A 16,008-nucleotide genomic window follows, 5' to 3' on the forward strand; every position below is an offset into this window, starting at 1 on the left:
TTTGGTTATAAAAATTAAATAGTATGCCAGAAGGTCCATCAATAGTGATTTTAAAAGAAGAAGTACAGCAATTTACCGGACAGAAAGTGATTTCAGTTTCGGGGAATAGCAGTGCAGATATTCATAGGCTTGAAGACAAAATTATTCAGGAATTTAAAACCTGGGGAAAGCATTTTTTAATTTGTTTTGAAGGTTTTACCGTCAAAATTCATATGCTCATGTTTGGAACTTATCGGGTTAATGAGCGAAAAGAAACAAAACCAAGAATGAGTCTGGTTTTTGAAAATGGCGAACTAAACTTCTACACTTGTTCTATTAAAATTCTGGAAGGCGATATTAATGCCCTTTATGATTGGGAAGAAGATGTGATGAACGAAAAATGGAACGCTAAAAAAGCAAAACAAAACCTCAAAAAAATTCCGGACGAAATGATTTGTGATGCAGTTTTAGATCAGAATATTTTTGCAGGAGTAGGGAATATCATTAAAAATGAAGTTTTGTATCGTTGTCGAATTCATCCCGAATCTCTGGTTGGTAAAATTCCGCCTAAAGATCTGAAACAAATTATCGATGAATGTTCGATTTACAGTTTTGAATTTTTGGATTGGAAGAAAAACTACGAATTAAAAAAACATTGGCTCGCATATACAAAACCAACCTGTTTGAGATGTAATCTTCCGATGATAAGAAAACATACAGGAAAGAGAAATCGCAGAAGTTTTTTCTGTACGAACTGTCAAAAATTACATATATGAAAAATAAAGTTTTAATAGGATGCTCAAGCTACAATAACAGGTTTTGGAAGGGAATTTTCTATCCTGACACTTTGTCTGGTTCTAGGTTCTTTGAGTTTTATTGCCAGTGCTTTAACACGTATGAGTTCAATGGAAGCTTTTATAAGTTTCCGACAGTAAAAATATTTGAAAACTGGTATAAAAAAGCACCTGAAAATTTTATTTTTTCTGTAAAAGCACCAAAAGAAATCACTCATATTAGAAAATTTACGGACTGCGAAATGCTAATTTCAGAATTTTATAAAGTTTGTGAAACAGGCTTAAAAGAGAAATTAGGATGCGTTTTATTTCAGCTTCCGCCGAGTTATCAGTTTAGTACTGAAAAACTCCACCAGATTATTAGCAATTTGGACTTAAGGTTTAAAAATGTAGTCGAATTTCGCCATGAAAGTTGGTGGAATCAAGAAGTTTGGGATGCTTTTAGAGAAAATAATATCACGTTTTGCAGCGTAAGTCATCCGCAATTACCGGAAACAATTTTCAAAGATTTTCCACTGATTTATATCCGGCTTCACGGAAAACCAAAGATGTTTTATTCTAGTTATTCACTTGAAGAATTACTTTATATAAAGAATGAAACTACTTTAAAATCAGCATTTATATATTTTAATAATACAGCAAGTGAAGCAGGTATTATGAATGCTTTAGAACTAAAGAAAATGTTAGGTTAATGTTCAGACTTTGTTATAGTTTGATATAATTTTGTCATTTCGACGGAGGAGAAATCACACACGTAATTCGACAAAGATTGGCGATTTTCTTTGCGGAGTTTCTGGTGTGATTTATTTTGTCTGTTCGCTATCGTTCGGGTTTCCTTTCGTCGAATTTACAACTTTGGGGTTACTTTATTTATTTGCGGATCGTTCTAAACCCGACAGGTTTGAAACCTGTCGGGTTTGACAATATTGGGTTTACATTGCGTTTCAAGGCATTGATCCCAATGTCATTAAGTTAGGAAAAAATCCGATGAAACAATTTGTTTTTGTTCCATCGGAACATTTCATTGGTAGCCCAATAAATACGGTATTTTTTTACGTTCCGTAGGAACGTGTGATTTTATAAATAATAATTGGTAAAAACAGATACAGATTACGTTTACAATTTCTCAAACGTCCCAATGGGACGATGTTTCTCTCGATATATTTTTTTTTCTACCGATGAGATGTTCCGATGGAACAAAATCTAAAATATCTTAACTTAATGACATTGGGCTTCGGGATCAATCCGTCCATCACAAAGAAATTAGACAAAGATTGAAGATATTATGTGCGGAGTTTCTGGTGTGATTTACTTCGTCTGTTCGCTATCGCTCCGGTTTCCTTCGTCGAAATTGACAAGTTTGTGGTTTATTTATATAAAAAAAACGCAAAGCACGCAAGATGATTAAACTCTGCGCACTTTGCGAAAATCTTTGTGAACTGTGTGGTAAAATACTCAGCAGTAAAAACACTCTGCGTGTAAGCCCTAATTTTGAAGATTCAAATTTCCTTCAATTCCGTCATCCATGGTTTTACCACTTACCAGAGCAACGGCCATTTTTGCAATAGCAGTCATTTTTCCGTTTTTATTATTCCAGTAATAACCGTCTTCCGGAACTACTTTTATAACACTCAAATTAGGATCGTCTTCGCCTCCGGGCATCCAAACCTTAACGATTGGACTGTATAATTCTTTGATGATTTCGGGATCATACGAAATACTTGCCGTTCCGTGAAGCGTCAGGAATTTATCGTGTGGCTCCGAAAAGAAAATTTCGACTGTAGGATTCAACGTAATTTCAGCGTTTTGACTACTGTTTCGGTCTGATAAAAACCACAGTTGTCCCAGATCATCAATTTTCTGAACAGACATTGGGCGCGAAAGCAATCTGAATTCGTTGTAAGTACAAAACATACATGTTTTTATATTTTCTGCCAGATCTTTTATTTTATCGACAGCAAATTCGTTTGTAAGGTCTTTATGATCTCCCATGACTTTATATTTTTAGTTAGTTAATTGCTAAAATGAACTTCTTAAATACCTCATTTTTTGAGTGGTATAAGGATCTGGTTCATTAAAAACTTAAGAATAGTAAAGTTGGTTTATTTATCTTTTTTCGGGTTATAGAATTTGATTTAAAACTTATTAGATTTCAATTAAAAATCTCATTTGTCAGAAAATAAAAACGAAATATTTTAACTATATTTGGAGAATATTACAACCCTTTTTATATAATACCACATGAGTGAATTTACTATTTTTTATACTGATGATGATGAAGACGATTTGAGCATTTTTGCAGATGCAATCGAGTCATTACCGAAAAAAATAAAGCTTCAGACCTATACTGGAGGAGAAAAGCTATTAAACGCTATTTACAATCCGCCGCCAACGCCTCATGTTGTCTTTTTGGATTTGAATATGCCGGGGAAAAATGGATTTGATGTGCTGACAGAACTTAGGAATTCTGAAGAAAAAAATGAAATCCCTGTTATTATTTTCTCGACTTCAAATGAACCGGGTATTATCGAAAGATGCCGAAATTTAGGCGCCAGTTATTTCATTACAAAGCCTATTTTGATGAAAGATATTGTAAGCTCAATCCAGCATGCAATTGAAATCGATTGGAAGAAATTCGATCCAAGCGAAAAAGAATTTGTTTATAAATCATCATAAATAAGCTGCTGCAATTCAGGAATGTAGATATCAAAAGTGGCACCTTTGTCTTTTTCGCCGCTTGCTGTTATAATTCCTTTATGGTTTTCGACGATTTTTTTTACAATAGCAAGACCAATTCCGGTTCCTGCAAACTCGCTTTCAGTGTTTAAACGTTGAAAAACATCAAAGATACGTTCCTTGTATTCTGCATCAAAACCAATTCCGTTATCAGAAATTTGAAGATGGTAATAAATCTTATTCGGAAAGTCAACAAGCTGTTTTATGCTATTTCCTTTGATTTTCCCGCTTTTAATTTCTATAATTGGCACAATGTCCTTTCGAGAGAATTTTAACGCGTTACCGACTAAATTATGCAATAATTGTCTAAACTGAAACGGAATTACAGTTACTTCTCCCAAAGGATAAAAATTAACCTGAGCATTTTTTTCCTCAATACGCTCTGAAAAATCACTTTTTATTTCCTCGGCAATATCGTCAAGATTCGTATTCACAAAAATGCGTTCTGCCGAATTTGTTCTGGAATACGTAAGCAAATCCTGAATTAAAGTCTGCATTCTTTTTGCTGCTAATTCAATTCGGCTTAAGTAAGTTTTGGCATTCGCCGAAATATTTTGCTCATCTAAATCGGCCAGACGACTGGCAAAAGTTTGAATTTTTCTAAGAGGTTCCTGTAAATCATGACTCGAGATATAAGCAAAAGACTGAAGTTCAATATTCATGTTAATCAGATCTTTATTCTTAAGTTCCAGTTGCGCTGTACGTTCATGAACTTCTTTTTCTAATTCATTTGCAAAATCTTTTTGATCCTGAATATCAGTACTTGTACCAACCCACATTTGAATCTTTCCTTCAGTATCTTTTTGCGCAATGGCACGGCTCAGTTGCCATCTGTATTCGCCATCAGAGCGACGAAAACGGTGTTGGTATAAAAAATCATTTCCAGTTTTTATGGATTCCATCCAGGCATTTATATTTTCTTCGCGATCATCAGGATGAACAATTTGAAGCCAGCCATATTTATCAATTTCGCTTTTATCAAGACCGGAAAAACTATAAAGAGACTGATTAAAATAATTCAGATTTCCAAGCGCATCGCCCGTCCACACAAATTGTGGCATAGAATCGGCCAAAAGCCTAAATTTTTTCTCGCTTTTCATCAAAATTTCCCTGCCTTCTTTTTCATCCGTAATGTCCATCACAGTCCCAATCATTTTGACAGGCTCTTTATTTTCATCAAAAAATATTTTGCCATGAGCCCTTATCCACGAGGTAGAATCATCAGGCTTAATGATGCGGCATTCATATTTATAAATACTTGATTGAAGAGCTATTGTATATGCTTTTTCTAAAATAGGCAGGTCCTCAGGATAGATTTGACTTACAATTTGCGGACGCGTAACTTTTACGGTTTTGTCCAATCCAAAAACGCCGGGTAAGTTCTCAGAGTATATTAATTTCTGATTTGGAACGTTCAGATCCCAAGTCGCGATTTCGGCAATTTCGGCTGCAAGACGCGCTCTTTGCTCTGCATTTTCAACTTTCTTACGTGCCTTAACTTTATCTGTAACATCATTTACAGTAACCATAACGCCGGATATTTTACCTTCTTTTTCAAACAAAGGCGTGTATTGATAATCGAGATAAAACTTTTGCAGTTTGCCTTTGATAGCAACATAAGCAATCCCTTCTTTCTCCTTAACAATATTTCCTTTTGATAAAACTTCATTAAGCAGTTGTGGATATTTTTGCCCTAATAATTCGGGAAAAACTTCCAAAATAGGTTTACCAATAGTTTCGCTTTCCTTTTTTTGCCAGATGGTTTTCATCATCGTATTGTTTGCCAATTCAATTCTATGATCTTTACCCCTAAAAATTGCCATAGCAATGGGCGAATCCATTACCAATTTTCTAAAAGCAGTTTCGCTTTCTGTCAAAAGATATTTTGCTTTTACAGCTTCTGTAACTTCATGCGAAACAATTATAACGCCGGATATCGTGCCATCTTCTTCCCTTAAGGGATGAAAAACCAGGTTAAAATAGCAATTTTCCTGTCGGCCATAACGGTTTAAAGTAACCGATAGTTCATCAGTATAATACGGAATTCCATCTTGGTAAACCTTTGATAGCAAGGGATAAACAGTGTCTTTGGCTTCAGGAACCGATGTAAAAACGGACTTATCTAAAACTTCTTCTTCCGTTTTATCGATAATTTGCAAGTAAGTTGCATTAGCCATTTCTACTATTAAATCTGGACCTTTTAGAATCGCAATTCCCAGTGGAAGCTGTTTTACAGTATCCCTAAATCGTTTCTCGCTTTCCTCTACAGCATAACGTGAAAGCACTTGAAGCGTGACATCATTTGCGATTGCAACAATGCCGGAAATTGTTCCGTCCGGCTCTTTCAAAGCTTCATAAACGACATTGATAAATGTATTTACGATTTTGCCCTTTCGGGTTAGTTTTACGGGAAGTTCATACGCCATGAATTTTTCACCGGTCGTATAAACGGATTTTACAATATCTTCAAGACCCTGACCTTTAACTTCCGGTAAGGCTTCAAAGATAGGTTTGTTGATTACGTCTTCTATTTTGCGCTCCCAGATTTCAAGCATCAATTCATTTGCGATTTCGACAATATAATCTTCGCCTCTAAAAATACACATTGCATTTGGCGTCTGAAGAATGTTGTTGAGATAGCGTTGATTACTGTTTTCTAATCTTTTTAGAATATTTACTTTGTCGGTAGTTTCATTGCAAATCACAAGTACTCCGCCAATTTTTCCTTCGTCATTATTTACCGGACTATAACTAAAAGTCCAGTAAACATCCTCCATTTTTCCGTTTCTATATATAGGTAAAAGTTGGTCTTCATGCCAAGTAGCTTCACCTTGAGTGAGAACCTGATCGATCAAAGGTTTTATAAAATCCCAAATTTCAGGCCAGAATTCAGCGCCTTTTTGTCCTAATATAGCAGGATGCTTTCCGTCATTTCCAAGACTTGGACGATAAGCGTCATTATAAAAACAAATATGCTCTTCTCCCCAAAATAAAAACATCGGAAATTTTGAGTTCAAAAGAATTCCCAGAGTCGTACGCAAACTTTGTGGCCACGTATCAACGCTTCCAACCGGAGTTTTACTCCAATCTTTAGCACGTGTTAATATACCCATTTCGCCTCCATTTGCCAGGAAATCATGATTTTTTGTACTCATTTACGGTTGTATTTTGATTTTTATAAAACGTTGTATCGTTCTAAGACATTAGATAATTGTTAAAATTAATAAAATATATTTATGGATTTGGGTTGAATTTTTGAATGAGCTAATAAATAAATCTATTGAGTTAATTTTATTTGTTTTCAATTATGAAATTTGAATAAACAATAGATTCAGGAAATCTTAAACGAAATAAAATCATGAAAAGAGAGCAAAAACACGAAACCGATTATATAAAAAAGTACCAGGATGAAGGTTATACTAGTAATTATTTATTTGCAGATGGAGCGCTTTTAGATTCTGAAACTAAATATGCCTATCAGCCTGACGAAATATTCATTGTAGCGCATCACCGATACGAAGGTATGAGCGATCCTGATGATATGTCGATTTTGTATATAATCGAAACAAAAGATCAAAAAAAAGGAACACATTTATTAGGATATGGTCCAACAGCGGATCTCGAAGAAGCCGAATTTTTTAAAGATATCCCAAAAGCGAATTACGCTAAAAACGCGGATATCAACGAACTTACATAAGATAAAATAGAGAAGTATTTTTATTTTGCTGGGGAGCAGTTGTTTCAGATTTATCTGGAGCAGCTGCTTTTTTTTTTGCTGTTGCTAATGCCACAAATGCGCTAAGGCACAAAGTTTTTAATGTTGTCAATTAGATAATGTGGCAATTAGATAATGTGGCAATTAGATAATTCGGCAATTTGATAATGGGATAATTAAAGCGGAACGCGGGCAATTTTAATTTTTTCATAACTAAGATCATTATCTAATTATCTAATTGACACATTTTCTAATTGTTCTCATAATTATGAAATATCTCTCTGAAATTGTATAAGGGTTTGATTTGCAATATGTACGAAATTTGAATTATAGAAATACAATAAAAACCAAAGCTGAGTTTTGTACGTAAATAAGTACTAACCACTTTATTTAAACTGAACCAAAATGAAAAAACTTTACTTAAATACAGGAGGATTTGATACTATTTTTAATGATCTTAAAGATAGTTTTAATGGAGAATTGATTACTAATAATAACGAATACAATCTGGCTATAAAGTCAAAATGGGCAAAGGGAACTATTAGTGGTGTTTGTCTTGAAAACAAAATGTCGCATTTGACATTTGATCTTGTATTTAATTGTGATGTGAGTTTAAGTATAGAATCTTTTCAATCTGCGCCAATATTTTTTGCGCATTGTGAGAAAGGAAGCCTGACACATAGTTTTGGTATAAATGGGGAGAAAAAAAGCCTTTCAAAGAATCACACAGGTATTTTGAGTAATACATCAGTCATTAATAGTGTTTTATCTTTTGAAAGTCACAAACACATTCAGTTTTCACTAATTGGAGTTCCAACCATTGATTTTGCCGGAGATTCAACCTCTGAATTAATGACCGAATTGAAAAAAAGATTTATGAACGAATCCGGAAACTATATTTATATAGCTTCTGAAAACCATAAAGTTGCCGAAAAATGGAGCGAATTAAAAAGACTTCCTCAACAGGGAATCGTTAGGAACTTAGTCAAAAAACTGATTCTCAAAGAAATTGTAGAAATGGAGATAGCCCAACATAGTTATAATTACTTAAAAACGTTTGATCAAATATTAAATTTAGCAATCAGACCAATAAGTGAGATTAAAAGAATATCAAATATGAATCTTTCAGAAGTAATTTATGCTGCCGGATTAGCTGGACGAAACTATTTGCCACGTATTTTCAAAGAGAAATACCATTTATCATATAAGCCATTCAATCAAAAATTAGTTAGCTAATAAGCATTAAATACACTTCTTTTTTCAAAAAAACAGCTTTTACCGAGCTGTTTTTTTATTTGATTTAATTGAGAAATGACTCACGGATGACACGTCCCGAGGCTTCGGGAGCTAAAGCGAAAACGCGGATTTAAAAGGATTTTTTGTTCTTTGGAGGAACTAGGGATGGCAAGATTGCGAAAGCTTTGTCAAAGTTTAAAACTTTGACAAAGTTAAGAACCTTAGTGTCTTTGCGACTTAGTGGCAAAAAAACCTCACTCTTTTTCATAATAAATAATAAAATAAACCATAACCAGATTCAGGCAAAGAGAAACGCTATTGGTGATAATAATAGGCAAATCGTTTTTCAAAACTCCATAAATAATCCATATCAAAATCCCGAAAGTCAGAATCCCGAATGTTTTAAGCGAAATCGCTTTTACTTTCCTGGTTTTCCAAACCTTCAGAATTTGCGGAATCACAGAAATAGTAACGCAGGTTCCTGCAAAAAGGCCGATAATATCTATGAAGTTCATTTTTTTTTAAGTTGCTAAGGTTTTTTTTTTAGTGACAGTTTCAGTCACAGTTTTCAGTCGCAAACCAACTTGAAACTTGAAACAAAAACAATTTTCACCCACTCACTAATTCTCCGCCATTTACATGTATAAATTGTCCGGTAATATAACTGCTGTCTTCACAGGCAAGAAACACATAGGCAGGTGCAACTTCTGAGGGTTGACCGGCTCTTTCCATTGGATTGCCTTTTCCGAAATCATCCAGATTATCAAAAGTAGCCACAATCAAGGGTGTCCATATTGGCCCTGGAGCGACGCCATTTACCCGTATTTGTTTTTTTACCAACATGCCGGATAATGATTTTGTAAAACTTACAATTGCACCTTTTGTACTTGCATAATCTGCCAGATGTTCGCTGCCGCGATAAGCCGTTACAGAGCTTGTATTGATAATGGTATCGCCTTCTTTAAGAAATGGCAGTGCGGCTTTTGTAATATAAAAATAGGGATATATATTGGTTTCGAACGTTTTATGTAGTTGTGCAGCGGTTATATTCTCGAATTCATCTTGCGGAAATTGTATTGCAGCATTATTAACCAAAATATTTAGTTTTTTAAAAAAGGTATGACAGCTTTTTACCGCACTTTTACAAAATTTCTCCTCTTTTAAATCACCACTTATAAGCAAACATTGCTGACCTTCTTTTTCGATAAGTTCTTTTGTTTTTAGTGCATCTTTATCTTCTTTGAGATAAACAATCGCAATATTGGCGCCTTCTCTGGCAAAATGCACCGCAATGCTTCGGCCAATTCCGCTGTCACCGCCAGTTATAAAAGCGACTTTTCCAAGAAGTTTTCCGCTTCCTACATAGTTTTCTCTGATAATTTCCGGTTCGGGATTCATTTTATATTCATGACCCGGAAGGCTTTGTTTTTGTTCGGGAAATGTTTTTATCTTTTTCATGATATTTTTAATTTAGGAGCTAGTAATAAGATTCTAAGGTAGATAAAGGTTTTTGTAAAGATTAACTGAAATAAATTTAAGATTATCCCAATAAATGCAGAATCAGTAAATTGCAATCAAACATGGGAATTATGTAACGAATTTCGGTTTCGATAAAAATAAGCTGTAGAATTTTTTTTATAAATTTGAGGGTTTATCCGACGTTATTTAAAATTGGATCAGCTGTTTTAGATAACATTTCCATGAATGATTTTCAAACCAAGAAAAATTTAACCATAATGCTTTATTCCCCCGCAACAGCATGGTATTAATCGTAGATGATATAAAGGCAAATATTATTGCCTTAAAAAAAACACTGGAACTCCATGATATCGATGTAGACACTGCCGAGTCTGGGGAGGAAGCCCTGAAGAAAATTCTCAAAACAAATTACTGCCTCATCATTATGGATGTCCAGATGCCGGGGCTTGATGGTTTTGAAGTGGTCAAAATTCTTTCCGGAAACAAACGAACAAAAGATATTCCGGTTATTTTTCTTTCGGCACTTAATATCGAAAAGAAATATATTTTTAAGGGATATGAAACTGGTGCCGTCGAATATATTACAAAACCTGTTGATACGGATTTGCTGATTTTAAAAGTAAAAACTTTCCTCAAAATTTACGAACAGCAAAACGAGTTAAAAGGCATAAAAGATTTACTTTCTAAAGAAATAAAAATTAGAAAAGAAGCTCAGGATAATCTCGAAATTAAAATCGCAGAAAGAACCAAAGAACTGGTTTTGAAAAACGAAGAATTAGAGATGAAAAATCATGAACTACAGCAATTCTCCTGGGTTGTTTCACACGATTTGAATGAACCAATCCGTAAAATCCAAATCTTTATAAAAATAATCAAAGAGCTTTATTTGGCAGATGATGCAAAAGCGGTTGATTATGTAGATCGGACCATTAAATCGGCAGAGAGAATGCAGACTTTAATTACAGATCTTTTGGCCTATTCCCGATTATCATCGCAGGTAAAGCCTGAAGTTACGGACCTGAATGTGGTTTTGCAAGAAGTACTTTCGGATTTTGATTATCTGATCGAACGAAAAAATGCCACTATAAAAACCGGTGAACTTCCTACGATAGACAGCATTCCGAGTCAGTTAAGGCAGGTTTTTCAAAATTTGATTGGAAACGCATTGAAATTCTCCGGAAACTCAGAACATCCTTTAATCGAAATTACTTCGGAATTGATTGAACACAAATCATTTGACAGTCCAACTTCCCCGGATGGGAAATTTTGCCGAATCATAGTAAAGGATAACGGAATTGGTTTTGATGAAATTTATCTGGATCGTATATTTATTATTTTTCAAAGTTTAAATGATCGTCAATCTTATGAAGGAACGGGAATTGGTCTGGCTATTGCCAAAAAAATAATCGAAAAGCATAACGGGCTAATCACAGCAAAAAGCCAAATAGGCGAGGGCGCAAGTTTTATTATTGTCTTGCCTTTAAAATATGAATAAAAAATATATGCCAGAGATTGCACAGATTGACAATGATTTTTTTTCGCCACGAATTTCACGAATTTTCACTAATTCAATTCGTTGCGAAAATTTAAACGCAAGTAGGATAAAAAAATCCTTTTTAATCCTATAATCTGTGGCAAAAAGAAAAAACACGCAGGATTTGGAATTTTACATACATACATACATAAAGTGTAAAACCTGAAACAAAAAACCTGAAACAAAAAACCTGAAACAAAGAAAAACCAAAACAAAGAAAACCTGAAACCAAAAAAAATATGAAGAGTAATTTTAAAAGGAATTTACTAATAAGCTCATTCGTTTCCTTACTGGTATTGATGATCAGTTCGACAGCTTCGTTTTTGAGTATCAAAAGTTTATTAAACAGTAACTTTTGGGTCAATCATACTCAGGAAGTGATTTATAATTTGAACGAAGGTTCTGCCATTATTACAGAGGCGCAAACCAGTATGCGCGGTTACTTAATAACTGGAGATGAGCAATTTGTCGAAAGATATAATGATGCCGAAATAAAATCTAACGGTTACTTTGAAAAAGTAATGGAACTTACCGTTGATAATCCGTCGCAACAAAGCGAACTAAAAGAGTTAAAAACGCTTCGCGCTAATTTTTTTAAGTACCTTAATAATCAAATCGTCAAAAAGCGATTGGGCAAGAATAACCTTATATTCGATCTCAATGAAGGGAGAAATATGATGAATGATTTGCGTGCCAATATTCGAAGAATTGAAGCTACTGAGCAAGCTCTTTTAAAAGAAAGAAATGACAATTCAGAACAATATGGTAATTACAGTATTATCTTGATTATTGTTGCTTTTATTATCGCTTTTATTATTTCGATTGTCTTTTTGATCCGAATTTTGAAAGATTTCAACGAACGCGCCATACTTCAAAAGGAATTAGAAAGAAAAGATCGCGAAACTGCTGACAGAATCGAAGCGATAAGCTCTATTGCAAGTAATATTTCTAACGGAAATTATGACATTCGCGTAGACGATACTAAAGCCGATGCATTAGGAAGCGTAGGAGAATCACTGAATAATATGGGAGTTTCCTTAAAAAGCTCTTTCGATTTATTGTCTCAAAAAGAATGGCTTCAAACGGGTATTGCGAGTCTTAACAATGTAATGTTGGGTGATAAAACCCTGCAAAAATTATCAAAAGATATTATTGAATTTGTCTGCCAATATACCAATAGCAGCGCAGGAGTTGTATATATTCTGGAAAATAACGAACTTTTTGTTTCAGGCGGATACAGTTATATACCGAGTAAAAACAGAGAACGCATTCAAAAAGGCGAAGGTTTAATAGGACAAGCGATCACTTCCGGAAAAATACTGGAATTAAAGACTTTATCTCCTGATGATATTCAGATCAATTATGCTTTGGGACAAATAAAACCAACTCATATTGTTGCAGTTCCGTTGATTGATACCAGAATCGAAGGTGCTCTTGAATTGGCTAGTATTTATGGATTTTCAGACTTGCATCTGGAGTTTTTAAAAGCGGTTTCGAATAATATTGGAATTGCAATAAAATCAACTCAAAACAGAAAAAGAGTGATGGAATTGCTGGAAGAAACCAAATCTCAATCAGAAGAACTTCAGCAGCAACACAGCGAATTGGAAGCAATTAATGCAGAGTTGGAAGCGCAAACAGAGAAACTTCAGGCTTCTGAAGAAGAACTTAGGGTGCAGCAGGAAGAGTTGGAGCAAACCAATGAAGAATTATCTGAAAGAAGTGTTTTATTGGAAGAAAAAAACAATGAGATTCAGAAAAAATCAGAAGCTTTAGAACTTACGACACGTTATAAATCAGAGTTTTTGGCAAATATGTCGCATGAATTAAGAACACCTTTAAATTCAATTTTACTTTTAAGCCGTTTACTTTCTGAAAACAATAATAAAAGCATGGTTGCCGAAGAAATTGAGTTTGCCAAAGTGATTCAGAGTTCCGGAAATAGTTTACTGGGATTAATTGATGAAATTTTGGATTTATCTAAAATTGAAGCGGGAAAAATGGAACTTGAATTTATAGATGTTTCAACTAAAGAAATTACAGATACTTTATGGAGCTTGTTTAGTCAGGTGGCAAAAGAGAAAGGAATTACGTTTGAAATTCTTTCGAAAGATGCGCCTGTTATCATTAAAACTGACAAAATGCGTTTGGAACAAATTTTGAAAAACCTGATTTCGAACGCAATTAAATTTACAGAAAAAGGAACGGTAAGCTTAGAAATAAAAATTAATACAGACGATGATAAAATCATTTGTTTTATTGTAAAAGATACCGGTATCGGAATTCCGTTGGACAAACAGCCTTTAATTTTCGAAGCTTTTCAACAAGCCGATGGTTCTACAAAACGTAAATATGGCGGAACTGGTTTAGGGTTGTCGATCAGTAGGGAATTGGCAAAATTACTGCGAGGCGAAATTATCCTGCACAGTAAACCTAAAGAAGGAAGCACATTTACACTATGTCTTCCGGTTTATGGAGCTGCGATTGCTAAAATGAATGTCGAAAAAATTCCTCCAACAGAATTTTCTGAAGTGGAAGAAGAGAAAGAAACTCCAATAAAAAATAAATACTTAAGTGCAACGATTCCTGACGAAATTGAAGATGACAGAGATGATATAAAAGCAGGCGATAAAGTTATTTTGATTGTTGAAGACGACATTAATTTTGCAAAATCACTTTTGGCATTTACCAGAAAAAAAGGATATAAAGGAGTTGTTTCTGTTCGAGGCGATTATGCTTTAAATTTCACTTTGCTTTATAAACCTGTTGGTGTTTTATTGGATATCGAATTGCCAATAAAAAGTGGTTGGCAAGTTCTCGAAGAATTAAAAAATCATGCCGAAACCAAACATATTCCGGTTCATATTATGTCATCGCATAAGCTAAAACAGGAAAGTTTATTAAAAGGTGCCGTAGATTTCTTAGACAAACCTGTTGCTTTTGACAGAATTCCGGATGTGTTTTTGCGAATTGAACATATTATAAGTAAAGAAGCTCAAAAGGTTTTAATTATCGAAGATAATCCACAACATGCAAAAGCTTTGGCCTATTACTTAGAAACTTATAATATTAACTCAGAGATAAAAAGCGAAGTTTCTGATGGTTTACAAGCGTTAAACAAGACAAACGTGGATTGCGTGATTCTTGATATGGGAATTCCGGATAAACATGCGTATGAAATTTTGGATGGTATAAAGAAGAGTCCCGGATTAGAGAATCTTCCGGTAATTGTCTTTACAGGAAAAAGTTTGTCATTGAAGGAAGAAGTAAAAATTAAAAAATACGCCGATTCTATTATTGTAAAAACAGCTCATTCGTACCAAAGAATGCTGGACGAAGTTTCGCTTTTTCTTCATTTAGTCGAAGATAAAAAAGAAGGAAAAGACAAAAAGGAAAGTTATAAAAAGCTAAATTTACTGAACAATATCCTACACGAGAAAAAAGTCTTGATTGTAGACGATGATGTTCGTAATATTTATTCCTTGACAAAAGCATTAGAAGTTTTTAAAATGAATGTAATAACCGCTTTTGATGGTAAAGAAGCGATCAAAATTTTAAGTGAACATTCTGATACTGATATCGTTTTGCTTGATATGATGATGCCTAATATGGACGGTTATGAAACTGCCGAAAAGATACGCAGTATGCCAAAATTCCTGAATTTGCCTCTTATCGCCGTTACCGCAAAAGCAATGACGGGCGACAGAGAAAAATGTATCAAAGCCGGAGCGTCAGACTATATTACAAAGCCGGTCGATATCGATCAGTTGCTGTCGTTATTGAGAGTGTGGCTTTATGATAAGATTTAGAGGGGTGATTGTAGATTATAGAGGCAAGAAGCAAGATTGTAGAAGCAAAAAGCAAGATTATAGAGGCAAGAAGCAAGATTGTAGACTATATAGGAAAGATTATAGACTATAGATTTATGGAGGGAAGACTGTAGACTATTGACTATAAATGTAATATTGTAGACTATTGATTATAGGTTAGGATTTTGTTAATTAAAAAAAAATCCTTTAAATCTGTGAATCCCGATAGCTATCGGGAGTGGTATAAAAAGAATCCATTAAGCAATTAATTAGCGATAATTAGTGCAATTCGTGGCAAAAAACAACAATAACTCATAATAAAAAATAAACTTAATTTTAAAAAGTAGACGAAAATGAATAAAAAAAGACTCTTAATTATTGATGATGATTCTAGAAACATTTTTGCTTTAGAAAACACTTTACGTGCAAAATCATACGATTGTTTGTCTTGTTTAAGTGCCGAAGAAGCTTTGAAATTATTAGAATCCGATCAAATCATCGATGGTGTTTTGATCGATATGATGATGCCTGAAATGGATGGTTATGAAGCAATTCCGTTAATTAAAAGGATTCCGTCAAGAGAATCCACTTATGTTGTTGCAGTAACCGCTCAGGCAATGGTGGGCGACAAAGAAAAATGTTTGGAAGCCGGAGCCGACGAATATATTTCGAAACCGGTTGATGTAGATAAATTACTGCTTATTTTAGGTAAAATTTGAATGGATT

General features: G+C 34.2%; 12 protein-coding genes. 8 read left to right on the forward strand and 4 right to left on the reverse strand.

Annotated features, from left to right (window positions below; all coding sequences use genetic code 11):
* Positions 1-23: 23 nt before the first annotated feature.
* Together EAH81_RS00590 and EAH81_RS00595 are read left to right on the forward strand one after the other, a co-directional pair.
* Positions 24-755 (forward strand): DNA-formamidopyrimidine glycosylase family protein, encoded by a 732-nt coding sequence (locus EAH81_RS00590; protein WP_140502411.1) that lies wholly within the window; start codon positions 24-26, stop codon positions 753-755.
* Positions 752-1,465 (forward strand): DUF72 domain-containing protein, encoded by a 714-nt coding sequence (locus EAH81_RS00595; protein WP_140502415.1) that lies wholly within the window; start codon positions 752-754, stop codon positions 1,463-1,465. Before EAH81_RS00590 ends, EAH81_RS00595 begins: the two co-directional genes overlap by 4 nt.
* A 793-nt stretch (positions 1,466-2,258) precedes the next feature.
* Here the strand turns inward: EAH81_RS00595 and EAH81_RS00600 are convergent.
* A complete protein-coding gene (locus EAH81_RS00600) occupies positions 2,259-2,765 on the reverse strand; it encodes a pyridoxamine 5'-phosphate oxidase family protein (RefSeq protein WP_140502417.1) in 507 nt (168 codons plus the stop codon).
* 249 nt (positions 2,766-3,014) lie between these two features.
* On the opposite strand from EAH81_RS00600, the gene EAH81_RS00605 reads away from it, so the two are divergent.
* Positions 3,015-3,449 carry a response regulator gene (locus EAH81_RS00605; RefSeq protein ID WP_140502422.1) on the forward strand — a complete coding sequence of 145 codons (435 nt, stop codon included), beginning with the start codon at positions 3,015-3,017 and terminating at the stop codon, positions 3,447-3,449.
* Here EAH81_RS00605 and EAH81_RS00610 read toward each other — a convergent pair.
* Positions 3,434-6,664: a PAS domain-containing protein gene (locus tag EAH81_RS00610; protein ID WP_140502427.1), complete on the reverse strand. Its 3,231-nt coding sequence runs from the start codon at positions 6,662-6,664 to the stop codon at positions 3,434-3,436. The genes EAH81_RS00605 and EAH81_RS00610 overlap by 16 nt on opposite strands.
* 203 nt (positions 6,665-6,867) lie before the next feature.
* Here EAH81_RS00610 and EAH81_RS00615 point away from each other — a divergent pair, with 203 nt between their 5' ends.
* Together EAH81_RS00615 and EAH81_RS00620 are read left to right on the forward strand one after the other, a co-directional pair.
* The gene (locus tag EAH81_RS00615) at positions 6,868-7,206 is read left to right on the forward strand and encodes a hypothetical protein (RefSeq protein WP_140502431.1); all 339 of its coding nucleotides are present in this window, start codon (positions 6,868-6,870) and stop codon (positions 7,204-7,206) included.
* A 423-nt stretch (positions 7,207-7,629) separates the two neighbouring features.
* Entirely contained in the window at positions 7,630-8,460 is an 831-nt protein-coding gene (locus tag EAH81_RS00620; protein ID WP_140502436.1) for a hypothetical protein, read from the forward strand.
* 254 nt (positions 8,461-8,714) lie between these two features.
* Here EAH81_RS00620 and EAH81_RS00625 read toward each other — a convergent pair whose 3' ends face one another.
* Both EAH81_RS00625 and EAH81_RS00630 read right to left on the reverse strand, forming a co-directional pair.
* Complete coding sequence (locus EAH81_RS00625; protein ID WP_140502439.1) at positions 8,715-8,975, reverse strand: SemiSWEET family sugar transporter; 261 nt, start codon at positions 8,973-8,975, stop codon at positions 8,715-8,717.
* A 94-nt stretch (positions 8,976-9,069) separates the two neighbouring features.
* On the reverse strand, positions 9,070-9,918 hold the full coding sequence (locus tag EAH81_RS00630) for an SDR family oxidoreductase (protein ID WP_140502444.1): 849 nt from the start codon (positions 9,916-9,918) through the stop codon (positions 9,070-9,072).
* 301 nt (positions 9,919-10,219) lie between these two features.
* Here EAH81_RS00630 and EAH81_RS00635 point away from each other — a divergent pair, with 301 nt between their 5' ends.
* The 3 genes from EAH81_RS00635 to EAH81_RS00645 all read left to right on the forward strand — a co-directional run bounded on the left by EAH81_RS00635 (position 10,220) and on the right by EAH81_RS00645 (position 16,001).
* Positions 10,220-11,434: a response regulator gene (locus tag EAH81_RS00635; RefSeq protein ID WP_140502447.1), complete on the forward strand. Its 1,215-nt coding sequence runs from the start codon at positions 10,220-10,222 to the stop codon at positions 11,432-11,434.
* Positions 11,435-11,712: 278 nt separating this feature from the next.
* Positions 11,713-15,282, forward strand: a complete 3,570-nt coding sequence (locus tag EAH81_RS00640; RefSeq protein ID WP_140502450.1) for a response regulator — start codon at positions 11,713-11,715, stop codon at positions 15,280-15,282.
* Between the two features lie 353 nt (positions 15,283-15,635).
* Positions 15,636-16,001 (forward strand): response regulator, encoded by a 366-nt coding sequence (locus tag EAH81_RS00645; RefSeq protein ID WP_140502455.1) that lies wholly within the window; start codon positions 15,636-15,638, stop codon positions 15,999-16,001.
* Positions 16,002-16,008: the final 7 nt, after the last annotated feature.

The sequence above is a fragment of the Flavobacterium pectinovorum genome, assembly GCF_006438875.1.
Taxonomy (GTDB): domain Bacteria; phylum Bacteroidota; class Bacteroidia; order Flavobacteriales; family Flavobacteriaceae; genus Flavobacterium; species Flavobacterium pectinovorum_A.

What these genes read in the sequence shown, in the direction of transcription:
- EAH81_RS00620 (WP_140502436.1), top strand. Translation starts at nt 7,630, where the DNA reads ATGAAAAAACTTTACTTAAATACAGGAGGATTTGATACTATTTTTAAT.
- EAH81_RS00610 (WP_140502427.1), bottom strand. Translation starts at nt 6,664, where the DNA reads ATGAGTACAAAAAATCATGATTTCCTGGCAAATGGAGGCGAAATGGGT.
- EAH81_RS00600 (WP_140502417.1), bottom strand. Translation starts at nt 2,765, where the DNA reads ATGGGAGATCATAAAGACCTTACAAACGAATTTGCTGTCGATAAAATA.
- EAH81_RS00615 (WP_140502431.1), top strand. Translation starts at nt 6,868, where the DNA reads ATGAAAAGAGAGCAAAAACACGAAACCGATTATATAAAAAAGTACCAG.
- EAH81_RS00625 (WP_140502439.1), bottom strand. Translation starts at nt 8,975, where the DNA reads ATGAACTTCATAGATATTATCGGCCTTTTTGCAGGAACCTGCGTTACT.
- EAH81_RS00640 (WP_140502450.1), top strand. Translation starts at nt 11,713, where the DNA reads ATGAAGAGTAATTTTAAAAGGAATTTACTAATAAGCTCATTCGTTTCC.
- EAH81_RS00635 (WP_140502447.1), top strand. Translation starts at nt 10,220, where the DNA reads ATGGTATTAATCGTAGATGATATAAAGGCAAATATTATTGCCTTAAAA.
- EAH81_RS00605 (WP_140502422.1), top strand. Translation starts at nt 3,015, where the DNA reads ATGAGTGAATTTACTATTTTTTATACTGATGATGATGAAGACGATTTG.
- EAH81_RS00645 (WP_140502455.1), top strand. Translation starts at nt 15,636, where the DNA reads ATGAATAAAAAAAGACTCTTAATTATTGATGATGATTCTAGAAACATT.
- EAH81_RS00595 (WP_140502415.1), top strand. Translation starts at nt 752, where the DNA reads ATGAAAAATAAAGTTTTAATAGGATGCTCAAGCTACAATAACAGGTTT.
- EAH81_RS00630 (WP_140502444.1), bottom strand. Translation starts at nt 9,918, where the DNA reads ATGAAAAAGATAAAAACATTTCCCGAACAAAAACAAAGCCTTCCGGGT.
- EAH81_RS00590 (WP_140502411.1), top strand. Translation starts at nt 24, where the DNA reads ATGCCAGAAGGTCCATCAATAGTGATTTTAAAAGAAGAAGTACAGCAA.